Annotated in this window: 27 protein-coding genes; 19 read left to right on the plus strand and 8 right to left on the minus strand. The window is 51.5% G+C overall.

The window, feature by feature from the left end; genetic code table 11:
- The first annotated feature begins 32 nt into the window (after nt 1–32).
- Nucleotides 33–1,118 (plus strand): trypsin-like peptidase domain-containing protein, encoded by a 1,086-nt coding sequence (locus H1D31_RS14300; protein ID WP_261259481.1) that lies wholly within the window; start codon nt 33–35, stop codon nt 1,116–1,118.
- Nucleotides 1,119–1,239: 121 nt separating this feature from the next.
- On the opposite strand, the gene murA is transcribed toward H1D31_RS14300, so the two are convergent.
- Genes murA through mlaF form a run of 7 tightly spaced genes read right to left on the minus strand, consistent with a single transcriptional unit; the run spans nt 1,240 to nt 5,787 of the window.
- Complete coding sequence (gene murA / locus H1D31_RS14305; RefSeq protein ID WP_065955448.1) at nt 1,240–2,496, minus strand: UDP-N-acetylglucosamine 1-carboxyvinyltransferase; 1,257 nt, start codon at nt 2,494–2,496, stop codon at nt 1,240–1,242.
- A gap of 8 nt (nt 2,497–2,504) precedes the next feature.
- On the minus strand, nt 2,505–2,762 hold the full coding sequence (locus H1D31_RS14310; protein WP_008606877.1) for a BolA family protein: 258 nt from the start codon (nt 2,760–2,762) through the stop codon (nt 2,505–2,507).
- Nucleotides 2,763–2,771: 9 nt separating this feature from the next.
- Nucleotides 2,772–3,065 (minus strand): lipid asymmetry maintenance protein MlaB, encoded by a 294-nt coding sequence (locus H1D31_RS14315; protein ID WP_008606876.1) that lies wholly within the window; start codon nt 3,063–3,065, stop codon nt 2,772–2,774.
- Between the two features lie 3 nt (nt 3,066–3,068).
- Nucleotides 3,069–3,734 carry a phospholipid-binding protein MlaC gene (locus H1D31_RS14320; protein ID WP_008606875.1) on the minus strand — a complete coding sequence of 222 codons (666 nt, stop codon included), beginning with the start codon at nt 3,732–3,734 and terminating at the stop codon, nt 3,069–3,071.
- Entirely contained in the window at nt 3,734–4,198 is a 465-nt protein-coding gene (gene mlaD, locus H1D31_RS14325; RefSeq protein WP_261259482.1) for an outer membrane lipid asymmetry maintenance protein MlaD, read from the minus strand. Before mlaD ends, H1D31_RS14320 begins: the two co-directional genes overlap by 1 nt.
- 3 nt (nt 4,199–4,201) lie before the next feature.
- On the minus strand, nt 4,202–4,984 hold the full coding sequence (gene mlaE / locus H1D31_RS14330) for a lipid asymmetry maintenance ABC transporter permease subunit MlaE (RefSeq protein WP_008606872.1): 783 nt from the start codon (nt 4,982–4,984) through the stop codon (nt 4,202–4,204).
- Complete coding sequence (mlaF, locus tag H1D31_RS14335; RefSeq protein WP_008606871.1) at nt 4,981–5,787, minus strand: phospholipid ABC transporter ATP-binding protein MlaF; 807 nt, start codon at nt 5,785–5,787, stop codon at nt 4,981–4,983. Before mlaF ends, mlaE begins: the two co-directional genes overlap by 4 nt.
- A 276-nt stretch (nt 5,788–6,063) precedes the next feature.
- Here mlaF and H1D31_RS14340 point away from each other — a divergent pair, with 276 nt between their 5' ends.
- The 18 genes from H1D31_RS14340 (at nt 6,064) to mnhG (ending at nt 19,810) form a co-directional block, all read left to right on the plus strand.
- Nucleotides 6,064–7,041, plus strand: a complete 978-nt coding sequence (locus H1D31_RS14340; RefSeq protein WP_261259483.1) for a calcium/sodium antiporter — start codon at nt 6,064–6,066, stop codon at nt 7,039–7,041.
- Between the two features lie 10 nt (nt 7,042–7,051).
- Nucleotides 7,052–8,023, plus strand: coding sequence for a KpsF/GutQ family sugar-phosphate isomerase (locus tag H1D31_RS14345; protein ID WP_008606869.1), 972 nt, complete (start codon nt 7,052–7,054; stop codon nt 8,021–8,023).
- A complete protein-coding gene (gene kdsC, locus H1D31_RS14350; protein WP_008950151.1) occupies nt 8,024–8,578 on the plus strand; it encodes a 3-deoxy-manno-octulosonate-8-phosphatase KdsC in 555 nt (184 codons plus the stop codon).
- The gene (gene lptC, locus H1D31_RS14355; protein WP_008606867.1) at nt 8,575–9,129 is read left to right on the plus strand and encodes an LPS export ABC transporter periplasmic protein LptC; all 555 of its coding nucleotides are present in this window, start codon (nt 8,575–8,577) and stop codon (nt 9,127–9,129) included. Before kdsC ends, lptC begins: the two co-directional genes overlap by 4 nt.
- Nucleotides 9,119–9,610: a lipopolysaccharide transport periplasmic protein LptA gene (gene lptA / locus H1D31_RS14360; protein WP_008606866.1), complete on the plus strand. Its 492-nt coding sequence runs from the start codon at nt 9,119–9,121 to the stop codon at nt 9,608–9,610. The genes lptC and lptA overlap by 11 nt, the downstream gene beginning before the upstream one ends.
- Nucleotides 9,607–10,329, plus strand: coding sequence for an LPS export ABC transporter ATP-binding protein (lptB, locus tag H1D31_RS14365; RefSeq protein WP_008606865.1), 723 nt, complete (start codon nt 9,607–9,609; stop codon nt 10,327–10,329). Before lptA ends, lptB begins: the two co-directional genes overlap by 4 nt.
- A gap of 115 nt (nt 10,330–10,444) precedes the next feature.
- A complete protein-coding gene (locus tag H1D31_RS14370) occupies nt 10,445–11,962 on the plus strand; it encodes an RNA polymerase factor sigma-54 (RefSeq protein WP_039924953.1) in 1,518 nt (505 codons plus the stop codon).
- Nucleotides 11,963–11,987: 25 nt separating this feature from the next.
- Nucleotides 11,988–12,275 carry a ribosome hibernation promoting factor gene (gene hpf, locus H1D31_RS14375; RefSeq protein WP_008606862.1) on the plus strand — a complete coding sequence of 96 codons (288 nt, stop codon included), beginning with the start codon at nt 11,988–11,990 and terminating at the stop codon, nt 12,273–12,275.
- Nucleotides 12,276–12,277: 2 nt separating this feature from the next.
- Nucleotides 12,278–12,751 carry a PTS IIA-like nitrogen regulatory protein PtsN gene (ptsN, locus tag H1D31_RS14380; RefSeq protein WP_008606860.1) on the plus strand — a complete coding sequence of 158 codons (474 nt, stop codon included), beginning with the start codon at nt 12,278–12,280 and terminating at the stop codon, nt 12,749–12,751.
- Nucleotides 12,748–13,605, plus strand: coding sequence for an RNase adapter RapZ (rapZ, locus tag H1D31_RS14385; RefSeq protein WP_008606859.1), 858 nt, complete (start codon nt 12,748–12,750; stop codon nt 13,603–13,605). Before ptsN ends, rapZ begins: the two co-directional genes overlap by 4 nt.
- A complete protein-coding gene (locus tag H1D31_RS14390; protein WP_065955446.1) occupies nt 13,595–13,873 on the plus strand; it encodes an HPr family phosphocarrier protein in 279 nt (92 codons plus the stop codon). Before rapZ ends, H1D31_RS14390 begins: the two co-directional genes overlap by 11 nt.
- Before the next feature lie 175 nt (nt 13,874–14,048).
- The gene (locus H1D31_RS14395; protein ID WP_261259487.1) at nt 14,049–16,406 is read left to right on the plus strand and encodes a putative monovalent cation/H+ antiporter subunit A; all 2,358 of its coding nucleotides are present in this window, start codon (nt 14,049–14,051) and stop codon (nt 16,404–16,406) included.
- Complete coding sequence (locus H1D31_RS14400) at nt 16,406–16,843, plus strand: Na+/H+ antiporter subunit B (RefSeq protein WP_008606856.1); 438 nt, start codon at nt 16,406–16,408, stop codon at nt 16,841–16,843. Before H1D31_RS14395 ends, H1D31_RS14400 begins: the two co-directional genes overlap by 1 nt.
- The gene (locus tag H1D31_RS14405) at nt 16,843–17,187 is read left to right on the plus strand and encodes a Na+/H+ antiporter subunit C (protein ID WP_008606855.1); all 345 of its coding nucleotides are present in this window, start codon (nt 16,843–16,845) and stop codon (nt 17,185–17,187) included. The genes H1D31_RS14400 and H1D31_RS14405 overlap by 1 nt, the downstream gene beginning before the upstream one ends.
- The gene (locus tag H1D31_RS14410; RefSeq protein WP_008950157.1) at nt 17,187–18,686 is read left to right on the plus strand and encodes a Na+/H+ antiporter subunit D; all 1,500 of its coding nucleotides are present in this window, start codon (nt 17,187–17,189) and stop codon (nt 18,684–18,686) included. The genes H1D31_RS14405 and H1D31_RS14410 overlap by 1 nt, the downstream gene beginning before the upstream one ends.
- Entirely contained in the window at nt 18,683–19,156 is a 474-nt protein-coding gene (locus H1D31_RS14415) for a Na+/H+ antiporter subunit E (protein ID WP_008950158.1), read from the plus strand. The genes H1D31_RS14410 and H1D31_RS14415 overlap by 4 nt, the downstream gene beginning before the upstream one ends.
- Nucleotides 19,153–19,437, plus strand: a complete 285-nt coding sequence (locus H1D31_RS14420) for a cation:proton antiporter (protein ID WP_261259492.1) — start codon at nt 19,153–19,155, stop codon at nt 19,435–19,437. The genes H1D31_RS14415 and H1D31_RS14420 overlap by 4 nt, the downstream gene beginning before the upstream one ends.
- A complete protein-coding gene (gene mnhG / locus H1D31_RS14425) occupies nt 19,427–19,810 on the plus strand; it encodes a monovalent cation/H(+) antiporter subunit G (RefSeq protein WP_008950159.1) in 384 nt (127 codons plus the stop codon). Before H1D31_RS14420 ends, mnhG begins: the two co-directional genes overlap by 11 nt.
- Nucleotides 19,811–19,827: 17 nt before the next feature.
- On the opposite strand, the gene H1D31_RS14430 is transcribed toward mnhG, so the two are convergent.
- Nucleotides 19,828–20,214 (minus strand): Na+/H+ antiporter subunit G, encoded by a 387-nt coding sequence (locus tag H1D31_RS14430; RefSeq protein ID WP_008606850.1) that lies wholly within the window; start codon nt 20,212–20,214, stop codon nt 19,828–19,830.
- Nucleotides 20,215–20,216 lie beyond the last annotated feature (2 nt).

Consider the following 20,216-nt stretch of genomic DNA (forward strand, 5'->3'; position numbering starts at 1 on the left):
AGCGCTATTAATTCTCGTTCAGAAATGAAACTGTGCGCACCAGCCTGCTGTTTATCCTGCGAAGCATTGCCTATGGCCTGGCCCTGGCATTTATCCTGGTTTGGTTTTTCCCGAACCTGGCCGGTATCAGCTTGCCCAGTTTCCAGTCCCAGGCTGAAGAACAAAGCACTGCGCCGGTATCCTATAGCCGTGCTGTAAGAAGGGCGGCCCCCGCCGTCGTCAATGTCTATACCCGTAGTCGGATCGTCGATCCCCGTTCGCTGCGGCCCCGAACTATTGAACGCCAGGAGCTGGGCTCAGGCGTCATTATGTCGGCTGAGGGCTATATTCTCACCAACTATCATGTCGTTTATGGCGCCGACCATATTGAAGTGGCGCTGCAGGATGGCCGCTGGCTGGAAGCAGTATTAATTGGCCAGGATGAAATCTCTGATTTAGCCGTGCTATACGTGCAGGCAGATAATCTGCCGGTGATCCCGCAGGATCCGTCGATTGAGCCCCAGGTCGGTGATCTGGTACTGGCCATTGGCAACCCACTCAATTTAGGCCAAACCATCACTCAGGGCATTATCAGTGCGAATGGCAATACCGGTTTGAGCTCACGCGGTTATCCGGATTTTATGCGGATGGACGCTGCCATCAACAAAGGGAACTCAGGGGGCGCCCTGGTGAACAGTAATGGCGTGCTGGTTGGCATTAATGCAGCAGCTTTTCAGGTACAAAATCAGGACATTCAGGGCATCTTTTTTGCCGTGCCTTACCAGTTGGCGCGCAATATTATGGAGAAACTGATCAAATATGGCCGGGTTACCCGCAGCTACCTTGGCGTGTCTGGCGAAGCAGTGGTGAACTCTGCCGGTGATCGTCTGTTTTCTACCGGACAACCACTGTACGGTTTAATGCTAACTGAAGTCGCCGCAGGCGGTCCGGCTGCCATCGCAGGTTTACAAAGCGGCGATATTATTCTGGAAATTGCTGGCCAACAATTCGCTGATATGCGCCAAGCGATGAATTTTATCGCGGAAACTGCGCCTGATACTGAACTACCCTTTACTATCGATCGTGGCGGTCAGCGCCTGACGATCATGACCACAGTGCGGGAACAACGTCGCCGTTAAACTACTTTGTGCACGCTGATATAGCGCTGCCACTAACACCGACGACACCGCCAAACAAAGCGTCGCCAAAAAAAATACCCGGCTAAAACCGGGTATTTTTCGTTGGTCAGATAACTCGCTATCAGGCGTTAATCCGCTCGATATGCGCGCCCAGCCGCTGCAGCTTGTCTTCAATGCGCTCGTAGCCGCGATCAATATGATAGATCCGGTCGACAACAGTAGTACCCTGTGCCACCAGACCGGCAATGACCAAACTGGCCGAAGCACGCAGATCGGTTGCCATCACCTGAGCCGCGGTCAGCGAAGGGCTGTGCTGACAAACAGCGGTATTGCCCTCCAGACGAATACGGGCGCCCATGCGCTGTAATTCAGGTACGTGCATAAAGCGGTTTTCAAAGATCGTTTCCGTGACCATACCCACGCCTTCGGCAACCACGTTTAGCACAGTAAATTGCGCCTGCATATCGGTTGGAAAGCCAGGATGCGGTACCGTTTTCACATCAACGGAGTTCAGCTTTCGGCCCGTCATATTCAGGCGGATCCAGTCTTCACCTGTAGTAACCTCGGCGCCGGCTTCACGCAGTTTCTCCAATACCACTTCCAGATCGGCTGGTGCGGCATTACGGCAAATAATATCACCTTTGGTGACGGCAGCAGCAACCAGGAAGGTGCCGGTTTCAATGCGATCCGGCAGTACCTTGTGCTGACCACCATGCAGTGCTGGCACCCCTTCGATCACCAGCGTATCGGTACCGGCACCACTGATTTTTGCACCATGACTGTTTAGATAGACCGCCAAATCGACCACTTCCGGCTCGCGGGCTGCATTTTCAATAATGGTTTTGCCATCTGCCAGTACGGCGGCCATCATCAGGTTTTCAGTACCGGTTACGCTGACCATATCCATTACGATATGTGCCGCCTTTAAACGGCTGGCACGGGCTTTGATATAGCCGTTCTCAACGGTAATTTCTGCCCCCATCTTACGCAGACCATCGATATGCAGATTAACCGGCCGGGCGCCGATTGCGCAGCCACCTGGCAAGGACACTTCTGCCTGACCAAAACGCGTCAGTAACGGGCCCAGTGCCAGAATAGAGGCACGCATAGTTTTCACCAGCTCGTAAGGAGCGAACTGATTACTGATGGCACTGGCGTCAACGCTAACCACATCATCCTGATGTGAGACCTTGGCACCGAAAAGTTGCAACAGCTTCAGGGTGGTTTCAATATCTTTTAAGCGCGGCACATTGCTGATCGTTGTTGGCTGCTCGGCCAACAAGCTGGCAAATAAAATTGGCAGGGCGGCATTTTTAGCGCCGGAGATAACGACCTCTCCCTGCAGAGGGCCATTGGCGGTAACAAGAAACTGTTGCATAGAAAATCTCAGAACGGAGGATTGAGTAACTTTTCTCTACGCCATTGCTCTGGCGTAAAGGCTTTAATACTGAGCGCGTGAATACTGCCATCAGCAATGGCTTGCATCAAAGGTGCGTAGACCATTTGCTGTTGCTTAACGCGACTTAACCCATCAAAACAGCTGCCGACGGCGGTTACTGCATAATGCGAACCTTCTGCTTTGACATACACTTCACTCAGCTGCAGCTCGGTTTGCAGCAGCTGTTCAATCTGTTGTAACTCCATCTGAGCACCTTAATCGACTATCGGCAATAGATCGGCAACGGCGCTAACTCGTGCCAATGACAGAAGTTGTGCCGGAGCCTGGCGGATCTGCAACTGCAGATCCCGCTGTTGTGCCAGCGCCAGCTGTTCGATCAGCCAGGCTAACCCGGCTGAGTCTACATTGGTTAGGGCGGAGAAATCAAAAACAACCTGCCCTGATAAGCTTTTTAACAGCGTAAAAGGCAAATAGTCGAGCAGGGTTTCCCGATCCAGCTCACCGCGAAAAACGAGAACCTGCCCCTGCTGGGTAATGGTTAGTGCCACAATTTACTCCGCCGTACCAGCTGGCTCAGCTTCCGGGATCTTTACCGGATCTTTGGCTTTTTCGCGCAACATCACGGTTACCCGCTCCAAGCCTTGCTGGCGGATTAAATTACTTAACTCAGCACGCTTGCTATCCAGTAATGAGATACCTTCGGCAATCATATCGATCACCAGCCAGGTTTCCGCATTACGCGGCCGGCGTAATTTAAAATCAATCACGATATCCGGCTTGCCCGGATCAATGACCCGGGTACGCACTGTGGTGATCAGGTTATTGCCAATGGCGCGTGATGGCTCAATCATCACCTTCTGCTCTTTGTAGTAAGTTAAAGCACCAGCATAAGAGCCAATCATATACTGCTCAAAAGCACTGACAAACTCATTAAAGGCTTCTTGATTGGCACGGATATCTACGCTGCGGCCGACAATAGTGGCAGCGGCATAGCGGCTATCGACATAGGGCAGCAGCTCTTCAATGACGATAGTGCGCAGATGCTCTAAATCCTGCTGGATCAGTGGCTGATCAGCCTTGATCCGACTAAAGGTTTTATCGGCAACCACTTCAATCAGTTTGTTCGGATCGCTAAAGGTTTCCGTTGCCTGCGCCGGCGCTAACCAGAGCGTGGTAACCGCAAGCAGGGCAGTAAGATTTTTCAGTAAGGCGTTCATTAGTTCCCCCGGTTAAATAAAAACTGACCAATTAACTCTTCCAGCACGATGGCAGAACGGGTGTCTTCAATCATGTCGCCATCTGCCAGCATCTCGACCGTATCGTCGACAAAGCCCGGTATCAAGCCAATATACTGCTCACCTAACAGACCTGAAGTCAGGATGGCAACCGAGCTGGTTTCCGGAAAGTTGCTGTATTCGGTATTAATCGCCAGGCGAACCACCGGCGTGTAAGTGACCCGATCCAGCTCGATCGAGCTGACACGACCTACGATGACGCCACCGACTTTGACCGGTGACCGCACTTTCAGACCACCTATGTTGTCAAACTTGGCCAACAGCGTATAGGTTTGCGAATTACCGCCAAAGCCGGTATCCGCTACCCGTAACGCCAACATCACAAAGGCGGCAAACGCCAGCACAATAAAGCCACCTACCAGTATTTCCATTTTACGTGTGGTCATCTTTTATCCACCAAACATTACTGCAGTTAATATGAAATCAAAACCCAAAACAGCCAGCGACGCCGTCACTACCGTCTCAGTCGTCGCCCGGCTGATCCCCTCAGAGGTTGGCACAGCATCATAGCCTTTGTGCAGGGCAATCCAGATCACCACCAGCGCAAACACCAGACTTTTAATGACACCATTCATTACATCCTGATATAGATCGACGTTAGCCTGCATCGCTGACCAGTAGCTACCGGCATCAACGCCGAGCCATTCCACGCCAACCAGGTGGCCACCTAAAATACCAACAGCATTAAAAATTAGTGCTAACAATGGCATACAGATCACACCGGCCCAGAATCTTGGGGCGATAATACGGCGTAAAGGGTCGACAGCCATCATTTCCATACTGGACAGCTGTTCCGTCGCCTTCATCAGGCCGATCTCGGCCGTTAATGCACTACCTGCCCGACCGGCAAACAACAAGGCTGTCACCACCGGGCCAAGTTCACGCAGTAAACTCAGCGAAACCAAAGGCCCAAGCATGCCTTCAGCGCCAAACTTCACCAGTACGTTATAACCCTGCAGTGCCAGTACCATACCGATAAAGAGGCCTGATACCAGAATAATCAGCAGTGAAAGAACCCCTATCACATAGAGCTGTTTCACCAGTAGCGGAAAGCCCTTGCGGAAGTCTGGCTTACCCAGTAAGGCACCAAACAACATCAAGCCGGCGCGGCCAAAACCGGCAACTGTGCTGATGGTGCTATGACCTATTCGTTGTAATCTGTCAGCAATCACCTTGTCAGCTCCATTAATTCATCCTGATAGGCCGCGGCTTTAAAGTGGAAAGGTACCGGACCATCTGCTTCGCCGCGCAGGAACTGTTGCACCAGCGGCGAAGGATCATTACGTAGTTGTTCCGGAGTGCCCTCGCCAATCACCGTTTTATCCGCCACCACATAGACATAATCAGCGATACTCATCACTTCAGTCACATCGTGCGATACCACTACTGAGGTCAGACCCAGTGCATTATTCAGCTCACGGATCAGACGGACAATCACGCCCATCGAAATCGGATCCTGCCCGGCAAAGGGCTCATCGTACATAATCAGCTCAGGATCAAGTGCTATGGCCCTGGCCAGCGCCGCACGGCGGGCCATACCACCGGACAATTCAGCTGGCATCAAATCACGGGCACCACGTAAGCCAACAGCTTCCAGCTTCATCAGCACAATGCGGCGGATCAGCGACTCCGGTAGCTTGGTATGTTCGCGCAGCGGAAAGGCTACGTTGTCAAAAACGGTCATTTCGGTAAACAAGGCACCGCTTTGAAACAGCATGCTCATTTTTTTCCGCGCCTGATACAGCTCGCTGCGTGACAGGCGTGGGATATCCCGGCCTTCAAACAGAATTTTACCACTGTCAGGTTTGAGCTGGCCGCCAATCAGCTTGAGCAGTGTGGTTTTGCCAATGCCACTTGGCCCCATAATGGCCGTGACCTTACCACGCTGCACCTGCATATTCATGGCCCGGTAGATCGGACGATCACCGCGCGAAAAGCTTAGCCCCTGAATATCTATTAGTATCTCAGACAACATCGTTCTCCATGAATTAACCGCGATACCGGCTACGGCTAACTTAAGTGTCAGACTGGCATGTTTACATACATATTTGTATGTTTGCAATCATTGCCAGACGTCAAGGTTGTATTATTGTAAACGGAATCACCTGCGGAGTGGTTACAAAAATTCGTAACAAAGTATGCGCAAATTCGAAAAGCCGTACCTGACTGCACTAAAGCCGAGGTTTTTTTGCATTTGTTGACAAGAAGCGGGAAAATACCTGCTCGTTGTTTACTCCTAAAACCGGACACTATGATATCACCTTTGTCGTTAGCCATCATCTTTGTTATCGTCGGCCTGGTCTTGTTGATTTGGAGCGCCGACCGTTTTGTCTATGGTGCTTCTTCAATTGCCCGTAATAGCGGTATCTCGCCAATGATTATCGGCTTAACCATCGTTGCCATGGGCTCATCCGCCCCGGAAATGTTGGTGTCCGCCACTGCCGCCGCTCAGGGCCGGTTAGATACCTCAGTCGGCAACGCCCTGGGTTCAAACATCACCAATATCCTGCTGGTGATTGGCGTAGCAGCCTTACTAAAACCGATCGCTGTCGCCTCTCTTACCCTGAAGCGCGAATTTCCAATGCTGCTGCTGTTTACCTTTCTGGGCTTTTACTTAATATCAGACCATAACTTAACGCGGGCTGAAGGCTTGATATTACTGGGGTGCTTTGTTGGTTTTATCGCCACACTGGTGTATTGGGGTAAACATGCCACACCTGACGATCCGTTAATTGCCGAAATTGAAGCGGAATTGCCGGAACCGACCTCCAGCGTTAAAGCCATTTTCTGGATCGTCGCCGGTTTAGTATTGCTGTTGGCCAGTTCGCAACTGCTGGTTCATGGTGCAGTCACTATTGCCCGCTATGCTGGCTTAAGCGATCTGGTGATTGGTTTAACCATTATTGCCATCGGCACCAGCCTGCCAGAACTGGCAGCCAGTGTGATTGGTATTTTAAAAGGTGAAGATGATTTAGCGCTGGGCAATATTATCGGCTCCAATATCTTTAATATTTTAGCGGTTCTGGGCTTAGGCGCCGTGATTGGCCCGGGCAGCCTGGATATTAACGCAGGGACCCGTGATAGCTATGTGATGATTGCTGCCACCCTGCTGATGTTGCTGATGTCACTGCGGCTTGGGCGCCAGCAACGGATTAACCGGCTGGAAGGTGGTCTATTGCTAAGCGGCTTTGTCGGTTATCAATATTTATTATTTACTCAACTTGCGTAAGACAGGAACTATGGCCTCTCAGACTTTTCGTGATCAGGCGCTGCAAGTACTGCGAATAGAAGCTCAGGCGGTGCAGCAACTGGAACAATACCTTGATCAGCACTTTGAACGTGCCTGCCAACTGATTCTGGACGCCAGCGGCAAGGTGATTGTCAGTGGTATTGGTAAGTCAGGTCATATTGCCAATAAGATCGCAGCGACCCTGGCTTCGACCGGTACGCCGGCGTTTTTTGTCCATCCCGGAGAAGCCAGCCATGGCGATCTGGGCATGCTTTCAGCCGGTGATATTATGATTGCCATTTCAAACTCCGGCGAAACAGCGGAAGTCTTGACCATAGTACCGGTGATCAAACGCCTGGGTATTCCGCTGATTGCGATGACCGGTAAACCTGACTCTACTCTGGCACAAGTTGCCGATGTGCATATCTGTGTCGCTGTAGCACAGGAAGCCTGCCCACTGGGTTTAGCACCAACCGCCAGCACTACCGCCACCCTTGCTATGGGTGATGCCATTGCCGTCGCGGTGCTGGATGCCAGAGGCTTTTCTGCTGATGATTTCGCGCTGTCACACCCCGGTGGAAGTCTCGGCCGCAAGCTGTTGCTGCGCCTGTCAGATATTATGCATCAGGGCGAGCAGGTCCCTATCGTTGCCCGGCAAGCCAGTATTAAAGACGCCTTACTGGAGATATCAAAGAAAGGCCTGGGGATGACCACTATCGTCAATCCCGATGGCAGTTTGGCCGGTATTTTCACGGATGGTGATTTGCGACGTATTCTGGACCAACGCCTGGATATCCATACCGTAGCCATTGAACAGGTTATGACGGCGAATTGCATTACTGCCAAAGCCGATATGTTAGCGGCAGAAGCACTGAACATTATGCAGCAAAAGAAGATTAACGGCTTGATCGTAGTCGATGAGCAGCGCCAGCCGGTGGGCGCCTTAAATATGCATGATTTATTAAAAGCCGGGGTGCTATAAATGGAGCTGTATCAGCAACTTTATCAACCACTCAGTGACCAGCAAGCAAACCTGGCCCGTCAAATCCGCCTATTAATATGTGATGTAGACGGCGTATTCTCGGATGGTCGGATCTATCTTGGCAACGCCGGCGAAGAGTTAAAAGCGTTTCACACCCGCGATGGCTATGGCATCAAAGCATTGCGCCAGGCCGGTATTGAGGTGGCGGTCATCACCGGCCGGCGTTCCGCTATTGTAGAGCAGCGCATGAAGGCACTGACTGTAAAGCACATCTATCAGGGCCAGGAAAATAAAATGGCCGCCTTTGCGGAAATTCTGGCGCTGTTGCAACTTCAGCCAGATCAGGTTGCCTATATAGGTGATGATCTGGCCGACTGGCAGGTAATGCAGCACTGTGGCCTGGCTGTCGCTGTGCGGGATGCCCATCCCTATCTGCAACAACAGGCGCACCTTTGCACCAGTTTACCCGGTGGCTATGGCGCGGTGCGGGAACTGTGTGATTTGTTACTGATTGCACAGCAGCGCTTTCTGCAATTTGATGGTAGCAGCACATGAGAAAGTTTTTCGTATTAAGTGTCACCGCCCTGGTACTGCTTGCGGCCTACTTATGGTTTGCGCCGCAAGGCGGCGATACCGATCGCCAGGCCGACCGCGAATTCCTGCCCGATTATATTGCGGAAAACCTGACCTTGCGTGTTTATGACCAGCAGGGCTATATTGCGGATCATCTGCAAGCCAAACGGCTGGAACATTTTGAGCAACTGGGTTTTACGCAGTTTGAATTGCCGCGCTACACCCTGTTTAACGATGAACATCAAGCCGCTTGGGAAATCAGCAGTCAGCAAGGTATTTGGTTTCCGGAAGATAAAATTATTCTGGAACAGCAAGTCCTGCTCAGAAATTTGCTGCCTGGCGAGTTTATTGAACAGGTTGAAACAGCCTCATTACAAATGCTGTTGCCAGAAAAAACGCTGCAAACGCATGAGCGGGTGCGGCTTAGCGGACCAGGCTTTTATATTCTGGGCATCGGCCTGCAGGCCGACCTCACGGCACAACATTTAGTGCTGCAAAAACATCTGGAAACGGTATACGCCAATGAAAACTAAGTTATTAATCGCTGCAGTATTTTTTAGTTCGCAAGCTCTGGCAGCGACGAAGCCAGATCATACTTTGCCGATTGCGATTAACGCAGATAATACCGAGGCGTCCATTCGCGATAATATCGCGGTTTACGTCAACAATGTGGAAGTCACCCAAGGCTCCTTGCTGATCAAAGCCGATAAGCTGGAGATCAATGCCAGTGCCGGTAAAGGTAATGAGGTGTTTATTTTTACCGGTCGTCCGGCTACCTATTCCCAATTACTGGAAGGCGACCGGCCGGTAACGGCTCAGGCGAATGAGATCCGCTACGATTTGGCCAGCCGGACCCTGACGCTGACTGCGGATGCCGAGCTTACCCAGAGCGGTTCTCTGGTGCGTGGTGATGTGATTCGTTATAACATCGAGTTACAACAGTTAACGGCCGGCAGTGAACAAAACCGGCGGGTAACCACCATTTTCACGCCGGAAACCAAGGAAAATCAATGAAGTTAGTGGTTTCACATCTGGCCAAAAGCTATAAAGGCCGGCAGGTGGTAAAAGATGTCAGTCTGGAAGTCAAAGCAGGTCAGATCGTTGGCTTGTTGGGACCCAATGGTGCCGGCAAAACCACCACTTTTTATATGATTGTTGGTCTGGTGCCATCCGATAAAGGTCAGATCACGTTAAACGAGCAAGATATCACCTTCGCCCCTATTCATCAGCGGGCTCGGGCGGGTATTGGTTATTTACCGCAGGAAAGTTCGATTTTCCGCAAATTGACGGTATACGACAATTTGCTGGCAATTCTGGAAACCCGAAAGGAACTTAACCGGCAGCAACGGGAAGAAATCGCCGATGACTTGCTGGAAGAATTTCATATCGGGCATATTAAGAATAGTCTTGGCATGGCGCTGTCTGGTGGTGAGCGGCGGCGGGTAGAGATCGCACGCGCCCTGGCCGCAGATCCGGCTTTTATTTTGCTGGATGAGCCCTTTGCCGGCGTGGACCCGATTTCGGTGCTGGATATTAAAAAAATTATTCAGCACCTATGCCAGCGCGGCATCGGGGTACTGATCACTGACCATAATGTGCGGGAAACCCTCGATGTCTGCGAAATAGCCTATATTGTCAGTCATGGTGAATTAATTGCCGCCGGCTCGCCGCAGGATGTGTTAGCGAATCAACAGGTCCGCGATGTATACCTGGGTGAGCAATTCAGGCTATAGTAGGGCAATCAGCGTCAAGTCCTCCACCCGCTGACACGGAAGGCGCAATCAGGCGGCACAGACCGCAGCCACTTCCAGGATGGAGGGGATATACTCAGGAGAGAATCAGACTTACATGAAGCCGTCTTTACAACTTCGCCTTGGCCAACAGCTAACAATGACGCCGCAGCTGCAGCAAGCGATCCGCTTATTGCAGCTTTCCACCATTGAGCTGCAGCAGGAAATTCAGGAAGCGCTGGATGCCAACCCCTTGCTTGAGCCCGACGACGACTTCGAACCGGGCACGCCCGAGACCGACCTGAGCCTGTCGAATATCAACCGTGAAGAAAGCAGCGGGTCAACGTCTGACAGTGAAGACTACCAGGCTGGTAATGACGATTATCCGGAATTTAATGACGTTAGTGAGCGCGATACCAGCGAGGCAATGGCCGAGCAGAATATCCAGGAGGACTTACCACTGGACAATAACTGGGACGATTTAGTCAGTGCCGCCCCGGTCAGCAATGGCGCCCTGCCAGACGAGGATCTGGTATATCAGGGCGAAACCACTGAAACCTTGCAGGATTATTTGCGTTGGCAAATGGACCTTACCCCTTTTTCTGAGACAGACCGCGCCATTGCCGAAGTCATTATTGAAGCCGTCGATGAAGCCGGTTTACTGACCATAGATGTGGAAGATATCTTAGCCTCACTGCAGCTGCCGGATGTCGAAGCCGATGAAGTCGAGGCTGTATTAAAACGGATCCAATTGTTTGACCCTGTCGGTGTGGCGGCCCGCTCAGTGAAAGAGTGCTTGCTGATCCAGCTACGGCAGTTTGATCCTGCCACCCCCTATTTAAATGATGCAAAACAAATAATCAGCGAATATACCGACTTTTTAGCTAACCGGGACTTTCGTTCTTTGATGCGGGTGACTAAACTCAAAGAAGATGAGTTAAAAGAAGTGATGCGCCTGATCCACAGCCTGAACCCGCGCCCCGGCGCCGATGTGATCAGGCAGGAACAGCAATATGTGATTCCTGATGTAGTGGTTACCAAGGTTAAAGGTCGTTGGCAGGTGGAGCTGAATCCGGATGCCATGCCCAAAGTGAAAATCAACCAGCAGTATGCTGCGCTGTCCAGAACGGTCAGAAGCAGTGCCGACAGCCAGTTTATCCGCTCACATCTGCAGGAGGCGAAATGGTTTTTGAAAAGTCTGGAAAGCCGCAACGAAACCTTGCTAAAGGTCGCCAACTGTATCGTGCAACAGCAACAAGCCTTTTTTGAGCATGGCGAAGAGGCCATGAAACCCATGGTATTAAATGATGTGGCAGAAATGGTAAGTATGCATGAGTCAACAATTTCCCGGGTTACTACCCAAAAGTATATGCATACGCCGCGCGGAATTTTTGAACTTAAATTCTTCTTCTCCAGTCATGTTAGTACAGAGAGTGGTGGTGAATGTTCATCTACCGCCATCCGTGCCTTTATTAAGAAATTGGTGGCAGCAGAGAACCCGGCTAAGCCACTGAGTGACAGTAAGATGGCAGAAATCTTATCCGAACAGGGGATCAATGTCGCAAGGCGTACCATCGCCAAGTACCGTGAATCGCTGTTTATTGCGCCATCTAATCAACGAAAGACCTTGCTGTAAGTGTCTTAACAAGAAGGAAGAGTCTATGCAAATCAACTTAACTGGCCGTCATGTAGAAATTACCGACTCTCTGAGAGAATATGTAGACAGTAAATTTTCCAAGCTGGAGCGTCATTTCGAGAATATCAATAACGTGCATGTTATTCTGAACGTGGAAAAACTGAAGCAAATCGCTGAAGCCAAAGTACATTTAAACGGCGGTGAAGTCTTTGCGGTGTCAGAAGATGAAAATATGTATGCTGCAATTGACCAGTTAATTGATAAACTGGACCGGCAAGTGATTAAACACAAAGAAAAGTTGTCGCGACACTAACCATGATAAATTTAAGCGCTATGCTGGAGAAGAACTGCACCAAGAGTGCAGTTCTTTTTAACAGCAAAAAACGGATCCTCGAATATATTGCCGAACTGGCTCATCAACAGCTGCCAGAGATGTCTGAGTACAGCATTCTGGAAGCCCTGATGACCCGGGAAAAGTTGGGTTCAACCGGTATTGGTGGTGGTATTGCCATTCCCCATGGCAAGCTCGACTGCGTTACCTCACCGATCCTGATATTTGTGGTAAGCCAGGATCCGATCCCCTTTGACGCTATCGATAACCAGGGCGTCGATATTTTTTGTGCCATCCTGATCCCGAAAGATCAGTGTCAGGCTCACTTAACTACACTTTCTGGTATTGCAAAACTGCTGACTCAAAAAGATCTGACCAAAAAGATCCGACATGCCAGTTCTGATCAGGAGCTGTATCAGTTATTAATGGACTATAGCCAACAAACGGGTGAAAAATGAAACTGCTGGTAGTCAGTGGCCGCTCAGGTTCAGGAAAATCGGTGGCGCTGAGAGTAATGGAAGATTTGGGCTACTACTGCGTCGACAATATTCCGGTTAATTTATTACCGACTCTCGCTAATGCGGTGATGGGTCAGTATGAGCGGGTTGCCGTCAGTATTGACGTACGTAATCTGCCGAATGAACCGGAAGAGCTGGCGGAGATCCTGTCTTACCTGCCGCGTAAGCTGGAACTGACTATCCTGTATCTGGATGCGGACCATACCACCCTGATTAAACGCTTTAGCGAAACCCGGCGTTTACATCCGCTATCTCACCAGGCGATGTCACTGGATGAAGCGATCTCCCGCGAACAGCAACTGTTAGATCCTATTGCCAGCCGCGCCGATCTCTATATTGATACCACTGACCTTAACGTACACCAACTGGCAGAAGTATTGCGTGAACGGATCCTTGGCCAGAAAACCGGTCGCCTGGTGATCCTGTTTGAGTCCTTTGGCTTTAAATATGGCATTCCCAAGGATGCCGACTTTGTGTTTGATGCCCGTTTTCTGCCCAATCCGCATTGGGAACCAGAGTTAAAGCCCCTGACGGGTCTGGATCAGCCAGTAAAGGACTATCTGGCGGCAGAAGCCATAGTAGGTAAATATATCTGGCAAATTAACAGCTTTATCAGCAGTTGGTTACCGCATCTGGAGCGTAATAGCCGCAGCTACCTGACAATCGCTATCGGTTGCACCGGTGGCCAACACCGTTCGGTTTATATCGCGGAAAGTCTGGCGGAAAGCTATCGCAGTCAACGTGATGATGTGCAAATCCGGCACCGGGAGTTAAAACGTCATCATGGCCGCTAAACTCAGTCAACAGGTTACCATCATCAATCAGCTGGGGTTACATGCCAGGGCTGCCACTAAGTTGGTACAACTGTGCCAGAAATTTTCGGCTAAGGTTGAACTGGTGCAGGATGACGGTAAAACGGCCGATGCCGGTAGTGTGCTGGCACTGCTGATGCTGGCCAGTAGCAAGGGCAAAACCCTGACTGTTACCACTGAAGGGCCTGATGCTGCAGCAGCGCTAGAGGCGATAGTGGCGTTAATAGACGCCGGCTTTGACGAGCTCTGAACCGGCGATTTCGGCCGGTTTTTCTTTATTCCCCCCCCTAAATCTGCTACCTTTACTGCCTTGTTCAGTTTTTTTAATTGAAAATTAGTAGCTTGAACTACTCTTAAACAGCAATCCGCGCCACGCTGGGGTGCGTATCAACCGCAATTTCAGGCTATCTAAACAGGAGTAGCTTATGTTATATGTGGTCCTCTCGATCTTTTTGCTCGCCTGTATCGCGCCACATCTGTATCGACTGCTCGGTAAACATACTGGTCTGGTGCTAGCGTTGTTACCCGCTACGCTATTTATCTATTTCGCCAGCCAACTCAGTGCCGTCAGTCAGGGGCAGCCGCTGCTGCAAAGCTGGCCATGGTTTCCGGGGCTGGGTATTCAGCTCAGCTTTATGCTGGATGGCTTGTCGTTACTCTTTGCCTTACTGATCACCGGTATCGGCACCTTTATCCTCTGCTATGCCGGCCAATATCTGCAAGGGCATCCGGCACTGGGGCGCTTTTTTTTATTCTTGCTCAGCTTTATGGGCGCCATGCTCGGCCTGGTATTATCCGATAATCTGATCACCTTATTTGTGTTCTGGGAACTGACCACCGTCAGCTCCTTTATGCTGATTGGCTTTAATCACGAAGATAGCGAGTCACGCCAAAAAGCCCATCAGGGGTTGATGGTAACAGTGCTGGGTGGTTTGGCGCTGATGACAGGGCTGATTATGCTGGGTATGGCCGCGGGCAGCTATCAACTGAGTGATGTGCTGCAACAGGATTTGACCGGTCACAGCCTCTATCTGCCGATGCTGATCCTGATCCTGCTGGGAGCCTTTACCAAATCAGCGCAAACACCTTTTCATTTCTGGCTACCGAATGCGATGGCAGCTCCAACACCGGTAAGTGCTTACTTACACTCTGCAACTATGGTAAAGGCCGGGGTTTATCTGCTGGCGCGCCTGCAACCCAGCCTGGGAGGCAGTGAAGTCTGGTTGCTGACCTTAAGTGCAGTGGGAGCACTCACTATGCTGACCGGTATTTTCCTGGCCAGCCGCGCCACCGGCATCAAAAAAGTGTTGGCCTATTCCACTGTGATGGCGCTGGGTACCCTCACCATGTTACTGGGGTTAGGTACCGAAAAGGCAGCGCTGGCCGCAGTCACCTTCTTATTGGCGCATGCGCTCTATAAAGGGGCACTGTTTATGATTGCTGGTATTCTCGACCATGAAGCCGGCATTAAGGACTTTGAGAAAGCATCCGGCTTACGTAAGCTGATGCCGCGCACTACCCTGGTTGCGGTAGTGGCGGCTCTGTCTCTGGCCGGAGTGATCCCGCTATTTGGTTTTGTCGGTAAAGAGCTGCTGCTGGAGGCAGTGTTAAGCGGCTCGCAGTGGCAGTTGGGACTGACCGCCGCTACGGTACTGGCGAATATCTTTGTGGTGCTGGTTGCTGCGCTGTTGGCGATTAAACCCTGGTTTGGTCAGGCGTTACCGACACCTAAGCCGGCGCATGATCCGGGCTGGCAAATGTTAGTCGGGCCCGCCGTACTCGCTACGCTTGGCTTGATTTTCGGTCTGTTACCGATGCTACCGGATCAGTACTTATTAAATGCGGCAGCAACCGCGGTCTATGGCCAACCTATTAGCGGTTATCTGGCACTGTGGCATGGCATTAACCTGCCACTGCTGCTTAGCCTTGGCAGTCTGGTGTTGGGTTTATTACTATTCCGCTTCTGGCAGCCGTGGCGCAAACTTACCGCCGTGGTGGAGACGCTGAGTAAAGCCGGGCCGGAAGCCGGCTACAACAAACTGATGGCAGCGCTGGTCAGCTTTGCCGCCTGGCAAACCCGGGTGCTACAGAACGGTTATTTACGCAACTATCTGCTGACGACAATGGCGACAGTGGTACTGTTGGTCGGCTGGGCGATGCTAAGGCTGGAGCACTTTGAGCTTAACTGGCAATTTAGCGATGTCCGGGTACAGGAAGCCGTGATTTTTCTGGTCCTGCTAACCACTATTGTCAGCGCAGTGGTACTGAACTCTTTCCTTGGCGTGGTGGCGCTGCTTGGCGCTCTGGGTTTTGCTGTAGCGCTGATTTATGTGTTCTTTAGCGCGGTCGATGTCGGTATTACCCAGGTGTTGGTCGAAACCATCACTGTGTTGCTGCTGGTATTGGTACTGTACCGGTTACCCGAATTCCGTCGCCTATCTTCAACCGCCCACCGCGCCCGCGACGCCCTGATTGCAATTGCCAGTGGCACCGTTATTACCCTGTTGATTTTACTGGTTACCGCCTCCCGCTCCATGGAAGGGATAGCCTGGTACTTTCTGGAGAAGAGCGTCCCGGAGGGTTATGGCCGCAACGTGGTTAACGTGATCCTGGTTGATTTCCGGGCCCTGGATACGCTGGGAGAGATCTTCGTATTAGCGCTGGTGGCGATCGGTGTCTATGCCATGGTACACCTGCGAACCGGCGCCAAGCCGGTAACCAATGCCGATAAAAGGTTGACCGCCGAACAGAAGCGGCAACAATCTGTTAAAGGAGAGCTGTAATGAGCCGTCAGTTTAATATGCGCTCACTGATCCTGAGCACCGGCACCACTATTATATTGCCGCTATTGTTATTGTTTTCTTTGTTCTTGCTGTTACGCGGTCACAATGAACCCGGCGGTGGCTTTATCGGTGGTCTGGTCGCCGCAGCAGCTATCGCGTTAAAATTATTTGCCGATGATTACCCCTCTGCCAAAGCCCTGCTCAGGGTGCATCCGCTGCAACTGGTTGGCATTGGCCTGGCTTTGGCAGCTTTATCTTCACTGCCCTCGTTGTTGGTAGGCGATAACTTCTTTACTGCTCAATGGTGGACACTGCCACTGCCAATTTTTGGTGATTTAAAACTCAGCACGCCGCTGATCTTCGATATCGGTGTTTTTCTTGGCGTGATTGGCACCGTGCTTACTGTTATTTTTACTCTGGTGGAGGCTGAACACTAATGACCACCCTGATGGCTATTCTGATTGGCTGCCTCTATGCCGCCGCCATTTATATGATGCTGCGCCGCTCAATGGTAAAGCTGTTAATCGGTCTGATCTTATTGTCGAACGCGGCAAACTTGCTAATTTTCACCGTCGCTGGCCTGGAACGTGGCGTGCCGCCACTGATTGCTAAAGGTGCAGAAACAGTGGTCGGTGGCTCGGCTGACCCATTAGCACAAGCGTTAATTCTCACCGCTATCGTTATTGGTTTCGGTGTACTGGCTTTTGCCGTGGTATTGCTGCACCGTGCCTATGAGGTGATCCGTACCGACGATATGAACGAAATGAAAGGGACCGACTAATGGATATGTCAGTTCTGATTGCGTTACCGGTGATTATTCCGCTGATTATCGGCGCCCTGTCGTTGGTGGCGCTTAATAACCATGGTGTACAGCGTATTCTGGGCGTACTGGGCACAGCTGCAGTGCTGGTCGCGGCGATAGTACTGCTTTGGCAAACCTGGCTTAACGGCATTAAGGTGCTGGAGGTGGGTTCCTGGCCAGCGCCCTTTGGCATAGTGCTGGTGTCGGATTTACTGGGTGCCATTATGGTGTTGCTGGCCGCCATTACCGGCTTCGCCACCGCAGTTTACAGCCTGAAAACGGTGCGTAAGCGCTTTGAGCGCTTTGGCTACTACCCGCTGTTACACCTGCTGCTGGCCGGCGTGAACGGTGCCTTTTTAACCGGCGATATTTTCAACCTCTACGTCTGGTTTGAAGTCTTGCTGGTGGCCTCTTTTGCACTGCTGATCCAGGGCGGCGAGCGGGCACAAATGGAAGGCGCCATCAAATATGTGACGCTCAACCTGTTGTCCTCTGCTCTGTTCCTGACCGCGATCGGCCTGTTGTATGGTCTGGTCGGCTCGCTGAATATGGCGGATATCGCAGTACGGTTGCAGCAGGTTGAAGATCCGAAAATGGTAACGCTGGTGGCAATGCTGTTTTTGATCGCTTTCTCGATCAAGGCGGCGGCCTTCCCGCTGTTTTTCTGGTTGCCGGCCTCTTATCACACGCCTCAGGTTGCCGTGTCAGCGGTGTTTGCCGGCCTGCTCACCAAGGTCGGAGTTTATGCGCTGTACCGGGTATTTACGCTGATGTTTACCGGCGAAGTCGACTTTACGCATCAGATCCTGCTGTGGATGGCGGTCTTTACCATGCTAACCGGGGTGCTGGGAGCAGCATCGCAGTATGAAGTGCGCCGCATCCTCAGTTTCCATATTATCAGCCAGATTGGTTATATGATGCTTGGCCTGGCGCTCTTTACGCCGCTGGCACTGATTGGCGGGGTGTTCTATATCATGCACCATATTATCGTGAAGGCGAACCTGTTCTTTGTCGCCGGTATGATGTACCGGCTGGGTGGCAGTTTTGAATTAAAGCAGCTGGGTGGACTTTATAAGAAACACCCTGGACTGGCGCTACTCTTTATGATCCCGGCGTTTTCTCTGGCCGGGGTGCCGCCGCTCTCCGGCTTTTTCGCCAAGTTTATTCTGATTAAAGCCGGTGTCGAGGCACAAGCCTGGTGGGCGGTGGCCATAGCGCTGTTTGTTGGTCTCTTTACCTTGTTCTCAATGATCAAGATCTGGAATGAAGCGTTCTGGAAGAAAGCACCAGAGCCGGCAATCGAAGTGCCGGCGCCGTACCGTAATACTGCCCTGTACTGGACCACCGGTCTGCTGGCGGCGATGACAGTGGCCATCGGTATCTTTGCCCAGCCAATCTATGTGCTGGCCGAAACCGCCGCGCAGCAGTTACTGGAGCCGCAGCGCTATATTGAGGCTGTGTTGGGAGGCGCGAAATGAATCCACTATTAGCGAATCTGGTGATGGCCCTGATCTGGGCCGCTCTGACCGATACCATGAGTGGTGTGGGTTTGCTGGTCGGCTTTATCGTGTCTTATCTGGTGTTGATCTTCGTCTTTCGTGGTCAGCCAGAGGTGCGTAAATACCGATTACAGGTACCACGTTTACTAAATTTTATGCTGTTCTTTACCAAAGAACTGATTATGGCCAACCTGAAGGTGGCCTGGGACGTGCTGACACCGACCAATCTGATGAAACCCGGCGTTATCGCTATGCCGCTTCGGGCAGAAACCGATATGGAAATTACCATGGTAGCCAATGCCATCTCGTTAACGCCAGGGTCACTGAGTCTGGACGTGTCAACCGATCGCAAGGTGCTCTATGTGCATGTAATGTACCTGTACGATGAGCAACAGGTGATGTCTGAGCTAAAACGGATGGAAGCAAAAATTTTAAGGGTGATGCGATGAATAGCATTTTGGATTATGCCGTACTGGCCGGCTTTATCATTCTGGGGTTAGCCTTACTGTTAGCCATGGTAAGGCTGCTACGTGGCCCGAGCCTGCCGGACCGGGTCGTGGCACTGGAGTTGATTGCCTCTATCACCGTCGGTGTTATCGGGCTTTATGCCATCCGTAGTGGTAAAGATGCCTATATTGATGTCACCATGGTGCTGGCGCTGACCGCCTTTTTAACCGCCATTGGGTTTGCCCGTTATCTGGAACGAGGAGGTCAACGCCATGATCAGTGAACTACTTGCCGCCATTTTCTTATTGGCCGGTTGCCTGTTTATGCTGGTAGCAGCGCTCGGCGTGTTCCGGATGCCAGACCTGCTGACCCGGATGCACGCCACCACCAAATCCGGGGTCTTGGGTGCCGGTTTAATTATGTGTGCCGTGATGCTGTTCTTCGGTGAAAGCAGTGTCACCTTAAAGGCGCTGGCGGTGATGGCTTTTACCACTCTCACCTCGCCGATTGCCGCCCATACTATAGGCCGCGCCGGCTACTTTATTGGTGTGCCATTGTGGGAGAAAACCTTAAAAGACGAACTGCAAGGCCGTTATGATGAGCAAAGCCATACGCTACGCAGTCAGGAAGCGTCGGACACCGAGCAGAAGAGTTAAGTTACACTAACGCCGGACTAATCATCCGGCGTTTCACTACGATTGCCCTCTTTACTGGCAAACGCCTGACCACGTTTTAATTCCTGTTCGCCCTGGGTATGTTCCACCGCTTTTAAGCGGTGGTGCAGTGCCGTTTTAATCAACATATGGGCACTTACCGGCGCTGTGATCAGTAAAAAGATGGTGATCAGCATTTCATGCACGCTCAGCGTTTCCGGCGACATACTGAAATAGAAAATCGAGCCCAATAAGATCCCTCCCATGCCAAGGGTCGTGGCCTTAGTCGGGCCGTGCAAGCGGGTAAAGAAATCCGGCATCCTTACCAGACCAATAGAGCCAATCAACACAAAGCTGCCGCCGAGTAATAAAAAGAAGGCAACCGCCCACTCAAGCCAATGGTTCATGC

This window comes from Alishewanella sp. BS5-314 (assembly GCF_025377695.1).
GTDB lineage: Bacteria > Pseudomonadota > Gammaproteobacteria > Enterobacterales > Alteromonadaceae > Alishewanella > Alishewanella aestuarii.